The organism is Amycolatopsis sp. NPDC051372, from assembly GCF_040682095.1.
In the GTDB taxonomy this organism is placed as follows: Bacteria; Actinomycetota; Actinomycetes; order Mycobacteriales; family Pseudonocardiaceae; genus Amycolatopsis.
This window is the reverse complement of record NZ_JBFBAF010000016.1, coordinates 1-16,304: the sequence shown is the minus strand read 5'-3', so window position 1 is coordinate 16,304 and position 16,304 is coordinate 1. Positions and strand designations below refer to the sequence as shown.

The 16,304-nt window shown below is 71.0% G+C and carries 16 protein-coding genes and 1 pseudogene; 6 read left to right on the top strand and 11 right to left on the bottom strand.

Annotation, left to right across the window (positions count from 1 at the left end; translation table 11 throughout):
• Positions 1–53 precede the first annotated feature (53 nt).
• The 4 genes from AB0M56_RS23830 to AB0M56_RS23815 form a co-directional block, all read right to left on the bottom strand.
• Complete coding sequence (locus tag AB0M56_RS23830; protein WP_364179654.1) at positions 54–776, bottom strand: glutamine amidotransferase; 723 nt, start codon at positions 774–776, stop codon at positions 54–56.
• Complete coding sequence (locus AB0M56_RS23825; protein ID WP_364179652.1) at positions 769–1,860, bottom strand: MurT ligase domain-containing protein; 1,092 nt, start codon at positions 1,858–1,860, stop codon at positions 769–771. Before AB0M56_RS23825 ends, AB0M56_RS23830 begins: the two co-directional genes overlap by 8 nt.
• A gap of 577 nt (positions 1,861–2,437) precedes the next feature.
• Positions 2,438–3,571, bottom strand: a complete 1,134-nt coding sequence (locus tag AB0M56_RS23820) for a glycosyltransferase family 1 protein (RefSeq protein WP_364179650.1) — start codon at positions 3,569–3,571, stop codon at positions 2,438–2,440.
• Positions 3,572–3,578: 7 nt separating this feature from the next.
• Positions 3,579–4,367 carry a hypothetical protein gene (locus tag AB0M56_RS23815; RefSeq protein WP_364179648.1) on the bottom strand — a complete coding sequence of 263 codons (789 nt, stop codon included), beginning with the start codon at positions 4,365–4,367 and terminating at the stop codon, positions 3,579–3,581.
• 282 nt (positions 4,368–4,649) lie between these two features.
• Between AB0M56_RS23815 and AB0M56_RS23810 the strand changes: the two genes are divergently transcribed.
• From AB0M56_RS23810 to AB0M56_RS23800, 3 genes and pseudogenes are all read left to right on the top strand, one after another.
• Entirely contained in the window at positions 4,650–6,290 is a 1,641-nt protein-coding gene (locus tag AB0M56_RS23810; RefSeq protein WP_364179646.1) for an alkaline phosphatase family protein, read from the top strand.
• Positions 6,291–6,427: 137 nt separating this feature from the next.
• Positions 6,428–7,462, top strand: a complete 1,035-nt coding sequence (locus AB0M56_RS23805; protein ID WP_364180015.1) for a glycosyltransferase — start codon at positions 6,428–6,430, stop codon at positions 7,460–7,462.
• Positions 7,459–7,917 (top strand): annotated as a pseudogene (locus tag AB0M56_RS23800) (polysaccharide deacetylase family protein); the annotation flags it as partial. The gene AB0M56_RS23805 and the pseudogene AB0M56_RS23800, both read left to right, overlap by 4 nt.
• Before the next feature lie 156 nt (positions 7,918–8,073).
• Here the strand turns inward: AB0M56_RS23800 and AB0M56_RS23795 are convergent.
• Genes AB0M56_RS23795 through AB0M56_RS23785 form a run of 3 tightly spaced genes read right to left on the bottom strand, consistent with a single transcriptional unit; the run spans position 8,074 to position 10,638 of the window.
• The gene (locus AB0M56_RS23795; RefSeq protein ID WP_364179644.1) at positions 8,074–9,090 is read right to left on the bottom strand and encodes a M56 family metallopeptidase; all 1,017 of its coding nucleotides are present in this window, start codon (positions 9,088–9,090) and stop codon (positions 8,074–8,076) included.
• A 3-nt stretch (positions 9,091–9,093) separates the two neighbouring features.
• Positions 9,094–9,456, bottom strand: coding sequence for a BlaI/MecI/CopY family transcriptional regulator (locus AB0M56_RS23790; RefSeq protein WP_364179642.1), 363 nt, complete (start codon positions 9,454–9,456; stop codon positions 9,094–9,096).
• Positions 9,457–9,483: 27 nt separating this feature from the next.
• On the bottom strand, positions 9,484–10,638 hold the full coding sequence (locus AB0M56_RS23785; protein ID WP_364179640.1) for a hypothetical protein: 1,155 nt from the start codon (positions 10,636–10,638) through the stop codon (positions 9,484–9,486).
• A gap of 191 nt (positions 10,639–10,829) precedes the next feature.
• Between AB0M56_RS23785 and AB0M56_RS23780 the strand changes: the two genes are divergently transcribed.
• The 3 genes from AB0M56_RS23780 to AB0M56_RS23770 all read left to right on the top strand — a co-directional run bounded on the left by AB0M56_RS23780 (position 10,830) and on the right by AB0M56_RS23770 (position 13,307).
• Positions 10,830–11,522, top strand: coding sequence for a response regulator transcription factor (locus tag AB0M56_RS23780; protein ID WP_364179638.1), 693 nt, complete (start codon positions 10,830–10,832; stop codon positions 11,520–11,522).
• A 4-nt stretch (positions 11,523–11,526) separates the two neighbouring features.
• Positions 11,527–12,804 (top strand): HAMP domain-containing sensor histidine kinase, encoded by a 1,278-nt coding sequence (locus AB0M56_RS23775; RefSeq protein ID WP_364179636.1) that lies wholly within the window; start codon positions 11,527–11,529, stop codon positions 12,802–12,804.
• Between the two features lie 68 nt (positions 12,805–12,872).
• Complete coding sequence (locus tag AB0M56_RS23770) at positions 12,873–13,307, top strand: DUF1707 domain-containing protein (RefSeq protein ID WP_364179634.1); 435 nt, start codon at positions 12,873–12,875, stop codon at positions 13,305–13,307.
• 300 nt (positions 13,308–13,607) lie between these two features.
• Here the strand turns inward: AB0M56_RS23770 and AB0M56_RS23765 are convergent, their stop codons facing one another.
• The 4 genes from AB0M56_RS23765 to AB0M56_RS23750 form a co-directional block, all read right to left on the bottom strand.
• Complete coding sequence (locus AB0M56_RS23765; protein WP_364179632.1) at positions 13,608–14,171, bottom strand: Clp protease N-terminal domain-containing protein; 564 nt, start codon at positions 14,169–14,171, stop codon at positions 13,608–13,610.
• Complete coding sequence (locus tag AB0M56_RS23760; RefSeq protein WP_364179631.1) at positions 14,168–14,392, bottom strand: helix-turn-helix domain-containing protein; 225 nt, start codon at positions 14,390–14,392, stop codon at positions 14,168–14,170. Before AB0M56_RS23760 ends, AB0M56_RS23765 begins: the two co-directional genes overlap by 4 nt.
• Before the next feature lie 118 nt (positions 14,393–14,510).
• Positions 14,511–15,371, bottom strand: a complete 861-nt coding sequence (locus AB0M56_RS23755) for an isocitrate lyase/PEP mutase family protein (RefSeq protein ID WP_364179629.1) — start codon at positions 15,369–15,371, stop codon at positions 14,511–14,513.
• Between the two features lie 137 nt (positions 15,372–15,508).
• Positions 15,509–16,099 carry a hypothetical protein gene (locus tag AB0M56_RS23750; RefSeq protein ID WP_364179627.1) on the bottom strand — a complete coding sequence of 197 codons (591 nt, stop codon included), beginning with the start codon at positions 16,097–16,099 and terminating at the stop codon, positions 15,509–15,511.
• Positions 16,100–16,304 lie beyond the last annotated feature (205 nt).

The window sequence follows — 16,304 nt, the reverse complement described above, 5'->3', positions numbered from 1 at the left end:
CGGCAGTGTGACACGAGGCGGGTCAACCTCCGGCAAAATGTCTTACCATCCGTTTACCTATGTGGCCGGCGTTTGGCCGCACGAAGACGTTCCTGCCGCAAGGCGTCGATCTCGGGCAGGGGCAGCGCGGAGCGCGTCACGCCGAGAGCCCACGCCAGTAGCAGGTCGGCCAGTGCGGGGTTTCGGGCGAGGACCGGGCCGTGCAGGTAGGTGGCCAGGACACGGCCGGTGAGCGCGCCCTCTGTGCCGTCCCCGTTGCCGATGCCGGTCTGGACAGGGCCGAGCGCGCTGCTGCCGTTGCCGATCTGCGTGCGGCCGAGGTGGTTCTCGAAACCGGTAAGGGGTTCGGTGCCGAGCCGATCGGCGACGTCGACGACGACCTCGCCGACCGCGCGCTTGCTACCTGGAGCGGTGACTGCGTCGAGCAGGCCGAGCCCGGAGTGGGTCACACCGTCGGAGGTGGTGAACTTCGTGCCCAGTACTTGGAAGCCCGCGCACACCCCGAACACGACCGCGCCACGGGCCGCCGCGTGCTGCAATCCGGGATGGGTGCGGAGGTGGTGGACGGCGAGGGCTTGCGCGTCGTCTTCGCCGCCACCCAGCAGGTACAGATCGAGGGAGGACGGGACGGCGTCGCCGTGCCGGATGTCCACGACGGTGGCGGCGGTGCCGCGCCACTGCAGCCGGCGCTGGAGGACCTGGCCGTTGCCGCCATCGCTGTAGGTGCCCAGGATGTCGGGCAGCACCAGGCCGATGCCCAGCGTGGAGTCAGCCATCGCCGAGCTTCCGGTGCGCGTCGCGGAACGCCGTGTAGTTCGCGACGAGCTCGACGGGACCAGGTGGCAGGGCGCTGACCGCGGTGAGTGGCCGTCGGCACAGGGTGTGCTGCACGTCGGCGTAGGTCAGGCGCACCGCGACGTCGGTCGCCCGCTCGCCGGCGGCGACGACGTGGCGCCCGCGCAGCTGCTCGAAGGGCACGTCCCACAGCCACGACGTGTCGCGTCCGTCGGCCTGGCCGCTGTTGACCGCGATCACCACGGAAGCCCACGGATCGATCAGCGGCAGTGTTTCGCGCCAGCCCGCGGGGTTTTTCGCCAGCAGGAGCCGCACGGCGTGTCCGCTCACGTCGGCGCGGCGGTAGCGGCCGGCGACGTCGTCGATCGTGCGCAGCCGAACCGCGGCGACGTTCGGCGACACGCCGAAGTGCTCGGCAGTGGCGACCGCGACGGCGGCGTTGGCGGCGTTCGCCCGGCCAGGCAACCGGAGGTCGAGCGTGACGCTCGTGCCCCGCGCGTTTTCCAAGGTGTTGCCGTGCAGAGTCCACAGTGGATCAGGCCGGGTCAGGCCGCACGTGCAGCACCATCCGCTCGGGGTGTGGAGGACGGCTTGGCCACAGCGAGCGCAGGTCACCGCGTCGGCGTGCCAGTCCTGTCCCGCTCCGACCCAGAGCGGCCGCGTGGAGGCGAGCGTGGCCGAGGTGACGAGCGGGTCGTCGCAGTTAGCGATCACCGTCGTGCCCGGCAGGGCGGCGACGAGCGCCCGCAGTTCCCGCTCGAGCGTGCGCACCTCGCCGACCCGGTCGAGCTGGTCCCGGCTGAGGTTGAGCAGGATCAGGCACGCCGGGCGTACTTGCGCGGCGACGGCCGGGGCGTAGTTCTCGTCGATTTCGAGCACCGCGATAGGCGCGTGAGGTTTCGCCACCAGGGCGGCGGTGACCCCGTCGGGCATGTTCGCCCCGTTGCCGTTTCGGGCCACCTCGCCGAGCGTCTCGAGAATGCGGCTGAGCATCAGCGCGGTGGTGGTCTTGCCGTTGGTGCCGGTCACCAGCACCACCGTGCGGTCGCGGGCAAGGTTCCGCAATGCGTCAGGGTCCAGCCGCAGCGCGACGCGCCCGCCGATGATGCCGCCCGACCCCAACCGCAGAAGACGGGAGACCGCCGCGGTAGACCGGGCGGCGGCGACCGCAAGCCGGGTACGCGCCGGCAGCCGCCCCGGACCCGGGGACACCCGGGCTCGCGCGGTGAGAGTGGCTGGTGGACTCGGGCTCTCCACGGGAACTCCTTCACACGGTGGACGAATCGCGGCCACCTTCGTCGCAGTGTCCTGTGAGGACGCTGAGCGCGCCCACAAGCCGACGGTAGGCCGAGGCAGCCCAGGGAACGGTTCGAGCAGGGTTAACCGATTGCTGTCTTATATTTTCACGGTGGACACGGCTAATGGGACGCAAGAACTTTTTTGCCCGCGTCTTACCCGGACCCTGGTTGGCTGAGATTTGCCGAATCACTGAGGGGGCCGCCGTCTATATGGGCCGAGGGCGTGCCGAACTACTTCGTGGGCGGGCAACACCCAGCAGAACCTCGTCACGCAGTTCGAAGCGGTGCAAGGCGGCCTCGCCGGTGAACCCCTGGCCGACTACCTGCGCCCCCTTCGGCGGCGGCTACTTCTTCACCCTGCCCGGCGCGCGGGACGACCACGACTGGTACGGCAGTGGACTGCTCTCCTGAGTCGTCAGCACCCCTCGGTAGAGCGCGAGCAATCCGTGGGTCGCGGTGTCCCAGCCGGACTCGGCGGCGTGGCGGCGGGCCTCGGCGCGATGGTCGTCGTTGAGGAGCGCACGGGCGCAGGCGGGCAGATCGACGGGCCGCTCGACGGGGAAGAACCGCGCGGCGGTGGTGCCGAAGAGCGTGGTGCGGGCGGCCGGGCTATCGGCGGCGAGGACGGGCAGCCCGCTGGCGAGGGCTTCCACGAGGACGAGGCCGAGGGTGTCGGTGGTGGAGGGAAAGACGAACAAGTCGGCGGAACGGTAAGCCTCGGCGAGTGCGTCGCCGTGGAGCATGCCGGTGAACACGGTGTCCGGCGGCAGGGTGCGCTCGAGCTGAGCCCGGGCCGGGCCGTCGCCGACGAGCACGAGCCGGAAGCCGCCGGCCGGCGTGGCGAGCGGGGCGAGACGCTCCAGGCCCTTTTCGGCGGCCAGACGGCCCACGTAGAGCGCGACGGGCCGACCCGCACGCCGAGGGCCGGGGGCGGGGTGGAACCGCCGGAGGTCGACGCCGCGGGGCCAGAGGCGCACATCGGTGATGCCATGGCCGGCGAGGTCGTCGACGGACGCGGTGGAGGTAGCGAGGTTGAGGTGCGCACGGCCGTGCAGGGCGCGCAGCAGGGACCAGATCAGCGGTACGGCGGCGCCGAGCTGGTAGTGACGGGCGTAGCGGGCGATATCGGTGTGGTACGAAGCCACGATCCGCCGGTGCTGCCGGCGCGCGGCGAGCAGCCCGGCCGCGCCGAGCAGCACGGGGTTCACCAGGTGGACCACGTCGGGGTCGAACTCACGCAGGTAGCGGCCGACGCGGGGAAGCGGCAGGCCCCACCGCTTGCCCCCGTAGAGGAACGTCGCGCCGACCGTCGGCACGGTGCGCACCGTCGCACCGGTCAGTGTCGAGCCGGGACCCTCCGGCGCGATCACCAGCACGTCATGACCGGCCGCGTGCAGCTCGCGCACCGTGGCCACCAGCCTTGTCACGATGCCGTCGACGGAGGGCAGCCACGTCTCGGTCACCAAGGCCACGCGCATCCCGGACCTACCGGTTCCGCGGGACGGATCCGGAGCCGGTCGCGGCGAGACAACCGACGAGCGCGGCGATCACGAGCAGCAGCACGAGACTGACGGGTCCGGTTCCCAGGCCCACCCCGCCTCGGTCAGGCCCGACACCGAACCAGTCCGCAAAGGAGGCACCCAGCGGCCGCGTGAGGATGTACGCCGCCCAGAACGTGCCGACACGGCTCACGCCGGGGAACCGGGTCGCGATCGCAGGGAGGGCGATGACCACGGCGAACCCGATCCCGGAGCCGAGATACCCAAGGTGCAATGTCGTCGCGGTCAGATCGCCCACGGCGGTGCCCAGCGCGAAGGTCGTGCCGACGGCGAGCCAGTAGAAGAACTCGCGGCGCGGCGTGCGGATCTCGTGGATCGACAGCGTCTTCTCGAACCGGTGCCACAGCAGGAAAACCGCGCCTAGCGCGACCGCGAAGACCGCCGTCGACACCGCGTATTGCACGCCCAGGCCCACGTGGGCGACGTCGGCCGCCATGGTCCCGAACACGCTGACCAGCAGCACGGTCGTCCAGTACAGCGCCGGACGATAGGAACGCGCGCGAAACTGCGCGACGAGGGACACGGCCAACGCCAGGCCGGCCAGCGCCACCGCGATCACCGGGTTGATCAGGTGCGCGAGGAAGTCGCTCGTCGTCTCCCCGACACCGGTCGTGAGTACCTTGATGATCCAGAAGAGGGCCGTGACCGCCGGGACCTTCGAGGCTCCGCGCTCGCGGGTGTGGCGCGCACCGTCGCTCAGTTCCGCTGCCGTCATGGGGAAATTCTCGCATTCCCCAACGCCGGCGGTGCGATCGGAATGAATGTTCCGGCGGTGTCCCGGTTGCTTGTTTTGCCGGTATTCTTCTTGCCATTGAATGGCAGTCCGTAAACCTCGCGCTAACCTTCGGCGCTGTACTGTGCAGCGTCATTCCTATTGGTGTGTCAGGAAGCTCAGTTCACTCGATGTTCTTCCTCAGGTTTCCAGGAATCCGTTTCGGAAGCCTGGAATACCCCGTGCGCCGCCGACTTCGGCCGCGCAACACCAGGAGGAAGATTCGTGTCGAGAAACCGCACACCGTTGTTCGCCCTTCTCGCAGCCGCGGGATTGTTCGCCACCGCCGCGCCCGCGGCGGTGGCGCAGCCGGGGCAGTCGGGTCAGCAGCACGTCCTGCTCGTCTCGGTCGACGGCATGCACCAGTCGGACCTCGTCTGGTACACCGCGACCCATCCGCATTCGGAGCTGGCGAACCTGCTCGCGCACGGCACGCAGTACACGCACGCGAGCACCCCGGTTCCCTCGGACTCGTTTCCCGGCATGGTCGGCCAGCTCACCGGCGGCAACCGCGCGACCACCGGCGTGTACTACGACGCCACCTACAACCACGCCCTGCTGCCGGCCGGCACCACCCAGTGCGCCGGGGCGAAGCCGGGCGCGGTGGTCGACTACACCGAAGACCTCGACCGCGACAAGAACGCCCTTGACGCCGGGCAGGGCGTGGGCGGCCTGCCTGACGGCGTGCTGGCGATGACCGGGGACCCGCGCACGCTCATCGACCCGGCGAAACTGCCGGTCGACCCGCAGACGTGCCAACCCGTGTACCCGCACCAGTACCTGCGGGTCAACACGGTGTTCGAGGTGGCCCGCCAGGCGGGGGTGCGCACCGCGTGGTCGGACAAGCACCCCGCCTACGAACTGCTCAACGGCCCGTCCGGCACCGGCATCCAGGACCTGTTCACGCCCGAGATCAACAGCCAGGTGCCCGGCGCACCGTCCGGATCGGACTGGACCACCGACAACGCCGCGACCCAGCGCTACGACGCCTACAAGGCCCGCGCGGTGCTCAACGAGATCGACGGCTACGACCACAGCCGCACCACGAAGGTCGGCACTCCCGCGGTGTTCGGCCTCAACTTCCAGTCGGTGTCCACCGCGCAGAAGCTCCCGGTCTCCGGCGGCCAAGCGGGCGGCTATCTCTCCGGTGGCGCCCCTGGGCCCGTCGTGCGCTCGGCGCTCGACTTCGTCGACCGGCAGCTCGGCGCGTTCGCCGCCGAGCTCAAGCGGCGCGGCATTGACCGGAGCACCACCATCGTCCTGTCCGCCAAGCACGGCCAGTCGCCGATCGACCCGAACGCGCTGACCCGCATCGACGACGATGCCCTGCTCGACGGGCTCAACGCCGCCTGGCGCGCCGCGCACCCGGGGGCGGCCGACCTCGTGGCCCAGTCGACCGACGACGACGCGATGCTGCTGTGGCTCACCAACCGATCGGCCGCGGCCACGACGTTCGCGAAGAACTACCTCCTGGCCCAGTCCGGCACGGGCAACGGGGCCACCGGCGCGGTGAAACCGTTTGTCCACTCCGGACTGGCGACCGTCCACGCGGGAGCCGACGCCGCTCGCTACTTCGGCGTGCGCCCCGGCGACGACCGGGTGCCCGACCTCGTCGGTCTGACGGTGCCCGGCGTCGTCTACACCGGCGGGCAATCGAAGATCGCCGAACACGGCGGCGCTGCCGCCGACGACCGGTCCGTCCCCCTGGTCGTCAGCGGCACCGGCCGTGGCCAGGTGATCGGCGGTGCCATCGAGACGACGCAGATCGCGCCGACCATACTGCGGCTGCTGAACCTCGACCCCCGCTCGCTCGCCGCCGTGCGTGCCGAAGGAACCCGCGTGCTCCCTGGGCTCGACCGGCACTGACGTCGACGGTCCTCGCCCCGGTGGCAGTCCGGGGTGGGGGCCAACCCGGCGAACCGGACGCGCGCACCCAGAAAGCCCTTCCATCTACATGAATGTAGATTTACTACGTGCCTGTAGATACTCTGGAAGGCGTGCGCATGGAGCGTGTGGTGATCGTGTCGGCTCGGATCGGGGCCGGGCACGATGGTGCGGCGAAGGAGCTGGCCCGGCTGCTGGGGGAGCGCGGCACCTCATCGGAAGTCGTGGACTTTCTGGACCTGCTGCCCGGACGGCTCGGCCGGATTCTGTGCGGTGCTTACCATCGGCAGCTGCAGGTCGCTCCGCGCAGCTGGGACTGGTTGCTCGGCGCGCTCGGTTCGCCCGGCCCGGCCTCGGCGGCGCACCGGTTCGCGGGGCTCGCGGTCGAGAACCTCGCCGATGCCGTGGCCGGGGCCCAGTTGGTTGTGTCGACGTACCCGCTTGCGACGCTCGCTGCCGGGCGGCTGCGAGCACAAGGGCGGCTTGCGCAGGGGCTGGTGGCGTACCTGACGGACCCCTCCGTGCACCGCCTGTGCGTGAGCCCGTGGGCCGATCTGGTCGTGGCGCCCAACGCTCTCGCGGCCGAGCAGGCACGGGCGCTCGGTGCCGTTCGCACGGTGGTGCGGCAACCGTTGGTCGCGCCCGCGTTCCGGCCGGTTGCCGGGGCAGCCGAAAAGGCCCTGCTCCGCGTGGCACATGGTCTTCCTGGGGACCGCGCGCTCGCCCTCGTCGTCTCGGGCTCCTGGGGTGTCGGCGAAGTCGAACGCACAGTGGGCGACTTGCGGGCCGAAGGCACGGTCGAGCCCGTGGTCGTCTGCGGCCGCAACGACGCGCTGCGGCACCGGCTCGAGAGGGCGGGGGTCCGGCAGGTGTTCGGCTGGGTCGACGACATGGCCGGCCTGATGCGCGCCTGCGATGTGGTAGTCCAGAACGCGGGCGGGCTCACCACGTCGGAGGCGCTCGCCACCGGCCTGCCCGTGCTGACCTACCGTTGCCTGCCCGGGCACGGCCGCGCGAACGCCGCGGTGCTGGACCAGGCCGGCACCGTGCCGTGGGTGCGGTCGCCGGATGCGCTCGGCGCGGCCCTGCACGCGGCTCTGCAGCCGGTACCGCCGGTGTTCGATGCCATCGCGCCCATCGAGGTGGCGGGATGATGCGTGCCGCCGCTGTGGCGGCGGCGGTCGCGGCGCACGCCGGGCCGGCCGCGCTGTTCCTGCCGCCGGTGCGCGCGGCACTCGCGCCCGCGCTGGCCGGTCTCGGCGATCCCGGCCACGTCGCCCTCACCTTCGACGATGGGCCGCACCCGCGGTCCACCCCGCATTTCCTGTCGCTGCTGACCCGGACCGGCACGCGGGCAACGTTCTTCGTGCTCGGTCGCGAACTCGCCCGCGCCCCGGAACTCGGCCGCGAGATCGTCGCGGCCGGGCACGAGCTCGCGGTACACGGCTGGGACCACCGCTGCTTTCTGCGCCGATCCCCGTCCGCTCTGCGCGATGATCTGGCCCGCACGATGGATCTGATCGGCTCCGTGACCGGGGAACGGCCGCGCTGGCTGCGCGCTCCGTACGGCGTGTTCTCCTCCGGCGCACTGCTGACCGCGCGCACCCTGGACCTGCGTCCGGTGCTGTGGACGGCCTGGGGCTTCGACTGGACCGGCAACGCCACCTCGGAGTCAGTGGCCGCGAACGTCCACAAGGGACTTCGCGGCGGTGGCACGATCCTGCTGCACGACTCCGACACCGAAGCCGCGGTCGGCGCGTGGCGCTCAGCCCTCGGCGCACTCCCGGCGATCCTGGCGGACTGCGGTGAGCGAGGCCTGACCGTGGGGCCGCTTCGCGAGCACGGGGTGGGCCGCGCACGACGCCAGCTGGGCGGCTTCGATGTCGGAGTGCAACGTGATCGCCGCCTGGGCTCCGGCCCCGGCCGACCAGGCAGCGCCGGCCAGTACGACCGCCACGGCGACGGCTGTGAGCCCGCGCCCGCGCACACCCAGTGATGGCGGGGCATCGTCAAGCAGCGCACGCACCCGTCGGGGCACCGGGCCGCCGCCCGCGGCGAGCGCGTAGGACGCCGGTCTCCTGTCCGCCAGCGCCGCCTTCGCCACCGCGGTCGCCACCACCCGTCGATTGCCCACACCAGTGGCCGCGGCCTCGTCGGCCCAGCGTTCCATGGCAAATCGCGCCGCCGTCGTGAGAGGACGAACGAACGGGTTGAGTGCGCCCGCGAGGACTCCCGCGGCGGAGTAGCGCGGGTGCCGCAGCCGCAGGTGAGCACGTTCGTGATGGAGCAACGCGGCCCGCTCGTCCGCCGACAGCGCGCTGAGCATGCCCGTGGACACAGCGATTCGGCCGCCACGACCGGCGATCGCGAACGCCACCGGGTCCGCGCCGGGCAAGACCACGACGCCGCCATCGCTCGAATACTCGTCCAGCTCGGCGTGTACCCGCCGGTACCAGCGCCAGTGACCCGACGCGGTTCGTCCGAGGGCCACGACGGCTCCGATCAGCAGTACTCCGCAGGCGATCGCCAGCGGCATGTCGGAGCCGGCGATCGCGCTCAGCGAGGCGGGGGAGAAGTCACCGAACTCGGCCACCGCGGGTACGAGCGACAGCCCCGCGACCGTGCCCAGTGCCAGCGCGCACGTGCTTCCGGCCGCGAAGACCACGGCCAGGAACGTCAGCAGCCGCGCGCCGTGTTGCGGGGCCAGCCGCGGCGCCAGCCATCGGGCCACCGGCCACGAGGCCAGCGGCACCAGCAGCGGAACCAACACGCCCGGGTACATCGATCACGTGCCTTCGCGGTCGCCCTGCAAGAGCTGCCGCAGCGCTTGTTCGTCGCCGAGTGGCAGGTTCGAGACGAACCGGGCCAGCACGCTTTCCCGGTTGTCCTCGCTGTCGAGTACCGCCCGCATCCGCCGGGCTGCCAGGCCGGGGGCGTCATCGACGGGGTGGTACGCGAACATCCGGCCTTGCTTCTCCCGGGCCAGCACACCCTTCTCGTGCAACCGGGACAGGATCGTCACCACGGTCGTGTAGGCCAGGCTGTCGTCGTCGAGCCATTGCCGGACGTCCGCTGCCGACGCGGGCTGATCGTGCTGCCACAGCACGGCCAGCACCTCGGCCTCCAGTTCACCTGGTCCTCTGCGCATGGCGTAAATCTACACTGTTGTCGTAGTTCATGGCGCCGTCGCCGGGGGAAGGCGCAGGGAGGTGGCGAAGAAGTCACGCTGGTCGGGTTGCAGGTAGCGGCCCAGGCTGCCGGGCATGGCGGGAAGCAGCTTCGTCGCGCCCGTGTTCAGGTCGGGCCGGTAGCTGTTGAAGGTGACCATGGGGGAGTGGATGTCGAGCTCCATGCCCTGCTGGATGCCCGCTTGGACCATGGCGTCGGCGAGGGTGTGCAGGGTCAGGCCGGTACCGCCGACGTAGAGGAGGTTGCCGGCTCGGTCGGTGCCGAGGCCTGATCGCCAGGTGTACTGGAACTGGTTCGACGCGCTGCCCCAGTGGCCTGCCGGGTTGAGATCCAGCCCCCGCACGGGAGCGCCGTGGTCGATCACGAGGTCGAGGTTCTGGCGCACCGCGGCGATGTTCGCGTTCATCGTGGCGTCCCGTCCCCATTGCGCCACGGACACCCGCCCGGTGTTGTCGATGACGACCGACGCCATGCCCTCGTGGAGCGGCGCGACGGTGGTGCCATCGAGGTAGAAGCCGCCGTTGCAGTCCTTGAGCTGGAAACCGGAGTTGAATGCGGCCACGAGCGTGCTGTGCATTCGGGAAGGAATCGCGGCCGGGCCGGGCCCGCCGGGGTCTTTCGTGCCGGCGAACAATTGTGTGCGCACCAGGGACTGGTTCAGCCATGCGACGCCCGCGACCACGCTCGCGTGGGCCGGGTCGGGCTGGATGAACGTGGTGTATTCGGCGACCTGGTTGCCACTTCGTGCCTCGGGGGTCCACTCGCCGGCTCCGGCGGCGGCGGACGGGCCGACCGGGAGGTTCTGCGGGCGCGGGCCGGCACCGCCGGCTGCCGGGTCTCCCATCATGGGCAGCTCGCCGGCCGACGGCGGTGCGCTCGAGGGTGGGTGCCGGGTGAACCACCAGTTCTCCACGGCGTTGACCACACGACCGAGACCGATGTCCCGCAACCAATCCACGGTCCGGACCGAGACGCTCGCGTCGCCGGGGTAGGTCAGTGCGTAGGCGTACGTTCCGGCTGGATAGCCGACCAGTGCCGCGATGACCAGAAGCACGATCCGCCGCCGCCAGCGTCGCTTCGGGGGCGCGGGAGCGGTCGGGCTCGGTGAAACCGGGTGGAAGAAAAGCTGATCGGCGGACATGATCCCAAGCTATTGCCGGCTCGGTGCACGCTCGGAAAGCCGGAGGTTAGTGACAGGGAAAAACGCATTCCCCGGCGAACGCGAACCGATTTCGCCGTCCGCGCGGGCAAGCGAACAGTCCGCTCAGGTTAGCGGCAGGCAAAATGATCGCGCGCCGCCCCGGAATCGGGAAACGTGGATATTCTCGGCTCATGGCCCGAGTCCTTGTCGTCGAAGACGACCGCACCATCGGTGAGGTTCTGCACACGAGCCTGACCCAGCACGGGCACGAGGTCACGTGGCACACCCACGGCCGCACGGCCTTGCAGGACGTCGCGAAGCAGCCGTGCGACCTGGTGCTGCTCGATCTCGGCCTGCCGGACCTGGACGGCGCTGAGGTGTGCCGCGAGCTGCGCGGCGCGCTGCCGGCCTGTGTGATCGTGATGCTCACTGCGCGTGCCGACGAGATGGACGTGGTCGTGGGGCTCGAGGCGGGCGCGGACGACTACCTCGTGAAACCGGTGCCGCTGGGCGAACTGCATGCTCGTCTGCGCGCGCACCTGCGACGCCACTCGACCGATCGCAGCCAGGTCGAGATCACGCTCGGCCGGCTGCGGATCGACCCGGCGGCGCGGCGGGTCACCGTGGACGGGATCGAGTTCCAGTTGCGCGCCAAGGAGTTCGAGCTCCTGCTGCGCCTGGCCCAGGACCCCGGCAACGCGGTGAGCCGCGAAGCGCTGATGGCCGACGTGTGGGATGCCCATTGGTTCGGCTCGACCAAGACGCTCGACGTCCACATCGCCACGCTGCGGCGCAAGCTGGCCGAGGCCGGCGGTGTGGGTCCGATGCCGGAGATCGCCACGCTGCGTCGGCACGGCTACCGGCTCGAGGAACCGGAAGGGTGAGCCCGTGCGCCGCCGCATCGTCCTGACGACGGTGCTCGCCGCGTTGGTCGCGATCGGGCTGTTCGGCGTTCCACTGGCCGTCGCGGTCGCGCGCTACTTCGTCACGGCCGAGCGCGCCGAACTCGAACGAGCCGCCGACTCCTACGCTCTCGACGTCTCGGCCGACATCCTGCGTCACCGCACCCCCGACCGCACACCTGCCACCGAGGACCCCACCTTCGTGGCGGTCTACAGCCCGGCCGGCACGCTGCTCGCCGGTGCCGGCCCGCCCACGCTCGCCGACGCGGGCGAAGCCACCGCGGCGGGCGAAGTCCTGTCCGCGGACACCTCCGGGGAACTGGTGGTCGTCGTGCCGATCAGCGACGACGGATCGGTGGTCGCGCTCGTGCGCGCCGCCACCGCGCGCACCGAGGTCTACCAGCACACCGGCGTGACTTGGCTCGGCATGGCCGGCCTGGCCGTTGTCGCCCTGCTGTCCGCCTACCTCGTGGCGCGCCGCCAGGCCCGGCGGCTGGCCCGCCCGCTCGAACAGCTGTCCGCGACCGCCCATGACCTCGGCGACGGCGACTTCAGCATCCGCGCCGACCGGGCCGGGATTCCCGAGATCGACTCGGTGGGCGAGTCCCTCGACTCCACCGCCGAACGGCTCGACGACCTGCTCGCCCGTGAACGCGCCTTCTCCGCCGACGCGTCCCACCAGCTGCGCACCCCGCTCGCCGGGCTGCGTCTGCAGCTGGAGGCCGCGCTGGAGAACCCGAAAGCGAACCTGCGCGACGTGGTCGAGGCCGGCGTCGCGACCACCGGGCGGCTCGACCGGACCGTCACCGACCTGCTCGCTCTCGCCCGCGACACTCCGCCTGTCCGCGACGACGCCACCGACCTCGCCGGCGAGCTCGCCGCCATCGAAACCGAGTGGGCGCCGGCCCTGGCCGATCACGATCGCGACCTCGTGCTGAAGGTGGAACCCGTTGTCGCCGGCGCCCGGCTGTCCGGCCCGGTGCTGCGCCAGATCATGACCGTCCTGCTGGACAACGCGCTGCGCCACGGCGCCGGCATCGTCACCGTGACCGCCCGCGACGCCGGCGACGTGCTCGCCGTCGACGTCGCCGACGAAGGCGAGGTCACCGGCACCGACGTGTTCGACCGCCGCTCGCCCGGCGCCCGTGGAACCGGGATCGGCCTCGCCCTCGCCCGCCGCCTCGCCGAAGCCGAGGGTGGACGCCTGCGCCTGACCCGCCCAGCGCCTGCTCTCTTCACCCTGCTGCTGCCGCTCGAGCCCTGACCGTGGCTACTACATTCATGTAGAATTTCGGTGACAGCAGTTGCTGTCTGCCAGGCCGGGAGGAAACCATGACCGCCGACGAGCCACTAACGGGGCCACAGCCGCCGGCCCCGGGGATCCGCTGTTCCGACGCCGAGCGCGAAACCGCAGCCACGGCGCTGCACGCGGCCGTCGGCGAAGGCCGGCTGTCACTGGCCGAAGTCGAGGAACGGACCGCGACGATCTACGCCGCGCGGTTCCGGCACGAGCTCGACGCCGTCCTCGCCGACCTCCCTCGTTCCGCTGCGCCCGCGCCGACCTCGGGATGGCGGCCCGTGCTGACGCTGGCCGCCCACCAGCTGGTTACGGACTTCATCACGCTCACCGGTCGTGGTGCCGCCGCCGGCACCCGCCGGCGGGCGTTCCTGATCGCGGCCACCGTCCTCGTGTTCGCGGCGATGCTGCTGCTCGCGGTGCACGGCATCGCCGACGACGGCCCACATCACGGCTTCGGCCGCGACTGACCCGAGACGACGTCAGCCGGCCGCTTGCTTGTTGTCCTTTGCGGACGACCGTGCGAGGAGGAGCGTGATGACCACGATGGACACCAGCGGGGCGGCCCCGGCGACCGCGAGGGCCATGATCACCGGTAGTCCGGCGTGGGGAGCCGGACCGCCGGGAGGCGCGGGCGGCGGAGTGAAGCGCGGGCGTGAGTCCAGATGGTGCCAGCGGGTCACTTCCAAGTGGGATGATGCGCCAGCTACCGGCCCAGGCAGCCAGGCCTGTCGCGAGCAGCCGCCACAGGCAGCGGCGGTTCTGAAGGGTCACGACGTCACCACGTGCGGTCGAGAAGCGCCGTCCGAAGTGCCGGCGCTGAAATGCCGAGGGCGGTCAGGATCGGCGGCACCATCCCGCCAGACGTGCCGACCACGACAGCACCGAGGTGACTGGCCCCGGGCGGGGGACACGCCACGGCGCCTGGCCTCGGTGGCCGCGGCCCGCAGACAGGACCGGGCCCGACCGGTGATCGGCAGGTGTCCTGGTAGCCGCGGAGGCCGGGTCCGCGGCCAGGGTGGCGGGATGGGGCCGAAGTTGGTCTCGAGCGCTTCCCTCACCGCGTCCAGGTCGATGCCGATCGCGGCGAGCGCCTCGGCGTCCAGGTTGTCGAACGCCCGGCGTGGCCTGGCCAGGAGCCGGTCGGTCTGGGTGGCGACGCCGTCGGGAGTCAGGCCGTAGTCCCGGGCCACCTCGCCTACTCGGGTGGGTGCGTCCGCGACCGCGAAGAGCAGGTGCTCGGAGCCGATCTCGGGGTGTCCGAGCGTGCGGGCGCGTTCCTGTGCCGTCCGTACCAGGGCGCGGGCGTCCTCAGCTAACTGCCGGTTCCTCATTTCGGCCCCCGGATTCTGCGGCCGTGCTTGCGGTGCACCGTCTGCTTGCTCACGCCGAGTCGGGCCGCGATGTCCTGCCACGACCATCCCGACAGGCGCGCCCGGTCCACCTGCAGCGTCTCCAGTTCCTCCGTCAGCGCCCGCAGCGCCGCCACCGCCCGCAATCCGACGTCGGGGTCGGAACTGGCCGCGCTCTCGGCGATCTCCGCTCGTGTCTTCATCTCGTCAACATAAGCTGACGATGCCGAGGTGTCAACACAAGCTGACGATTGCGATCGGGACTTTGCTTGATCAATCAGGCGGGGCCGGCCGGAAGAACGGGTTCGGCCGGCCCCGGGGTCAGGCGCCGAGTCGGGCTGGGGTCGAGTGGTGGCGGCTGATGTTGCGTTCCAGCAAGCCGAGCGACTGCGCCACACCGACCCCGTCGGCGCCGAGCTCGGGGAGCCGGCCGTCGTCGTGCCGGAGCCGGATGAGCGCGTTGTCCATCGCCTCCTGCGCGGCGAACAGGCAGGGCGTGCTGTAGATCGCGACGTCGACCCCGAGCGCCGAGAGCTCGGGCAGGGACAAACGTGGCGACTTGCCGCCTGCGATCTGGTTGAACAGCAACGGTTTGTCGCCGATCACGGTCCGGATTTCCGTGATGGCGTCGGCGGAGCGGACGCCGTCGATGAGGACCACATCCGCGTCGGTGCGGGCCAGGGCTTCGGCGCGGCGGAGGATCTCGTCGTGCTCGGTGGCGTCGGTGCGGGCGACGACGACGAGATCCTGGCGGGCGGACAGCACGAGGTCGAGCTTTTCGAGGTACTCGTCAATGGGCAGGACCTGTTTGCCGTCGACGTGACCGCATCGGCGCGGTCGTTTCTGGTCCTCGAGGATGACGCCGGACGCGCCGAGCTGCTCCAGTTGCTGCACGACGTGGCCGGCGACCTCGGGGTCGACGTACCCGTCGTCGATGTCGGCGAGCAGGTGGTGGCGGGGCAACGCCAGGCGCAGCCGCTGCACGAAGGCGACCATGTCGGGCCACGCGATGAACCCGATGTCGGGCAGTCCGTAGTGGGACGCGGCGAAGCCGAACCCGGAGACGAACAGTCCGTCGTAGTGCTGTGCCGCGACCGAGCCGGAGAACATGTCGAAGACGCCGATGAGCGGGGTGATCGAATCCGAGCGGATGGCCGAACGGAGGCTTTCGCCGTAACGCACCTTTGATCTCCTTGCGGTGGATGTCGGTGATCTTGGTGCCGATGGTGGCCGGGGCAGGGTTAACGGCTCCCTATCGTGCGGACGGCTTGCGGCAAGACGGTTTCCTCGATCGGGTGGTGTTCGGCCTGGTGCTTCGGTCAGGCGGGTCGCCGTTGTGCTTTCACCTGGGGGAATTCGGTGTTGCCTGCCTGGAGGAGCGGTTCCGGGCGGGCGTGGACGGTGTGGTCGAGGAACGCGGTCACGTAGGCGCCCGTGATCGTCAAGACCTCGTCGAGGTCGCCGAGGGCGAGCTGGGATCTGAGTGGAGCGGCGAGGTAGTAGGCGTCGTAGTCGCTGAAGTCGAAGTGGCGGGCGCCGTCGATCTGGTAGCACCACGCCGGCCCGGCTGTCGCCAGCAGTTCGCGGGCGGCGGGGTCGGTGGTGGCCACCGGGCAGGTTACGGCCAGGCACATGTCGCCGGAGGCGAGGAGCAGGTGCGGTTCGGCGAGTCCGGTGTGGACGACGCAGCCGTAGGGCGTGCCGTCGAGATCGACGGCGCCGGCGCAGCGCGCCTCGGAGCGGCAGGCACCGGCTGCGGCGCCTGCCGCCGACTGGCGCCATCTCTCGAGCCGCGGATGCCAGACGGACAGGAACTCCCGCAGCGAGCCAGGACGGTCATGATGACGTCGGCCGCGGCGCTGCCAGGCTCCCGCCCTTCCCGGGGAGGACCACCCCAGCGCCGCCGGCATCCGCCATCCCCGCCGCCGGACTCGCGGTACTGTCCGTCGGCCTCGCCAGCCTGGCTCGTCGTGCTGGTACGGAGGCGCGGGAGCCAACGAAGTGCCGGCGTGATCGCGTCGGTCACCGGTGGCCGGCGCGCGGTGCGGGGGTGGCGGAGAACTGGCCCTGCCAGCTGGCTTGCGCGCCGGAGTCGCCGATGCGGTAGATGTCGTA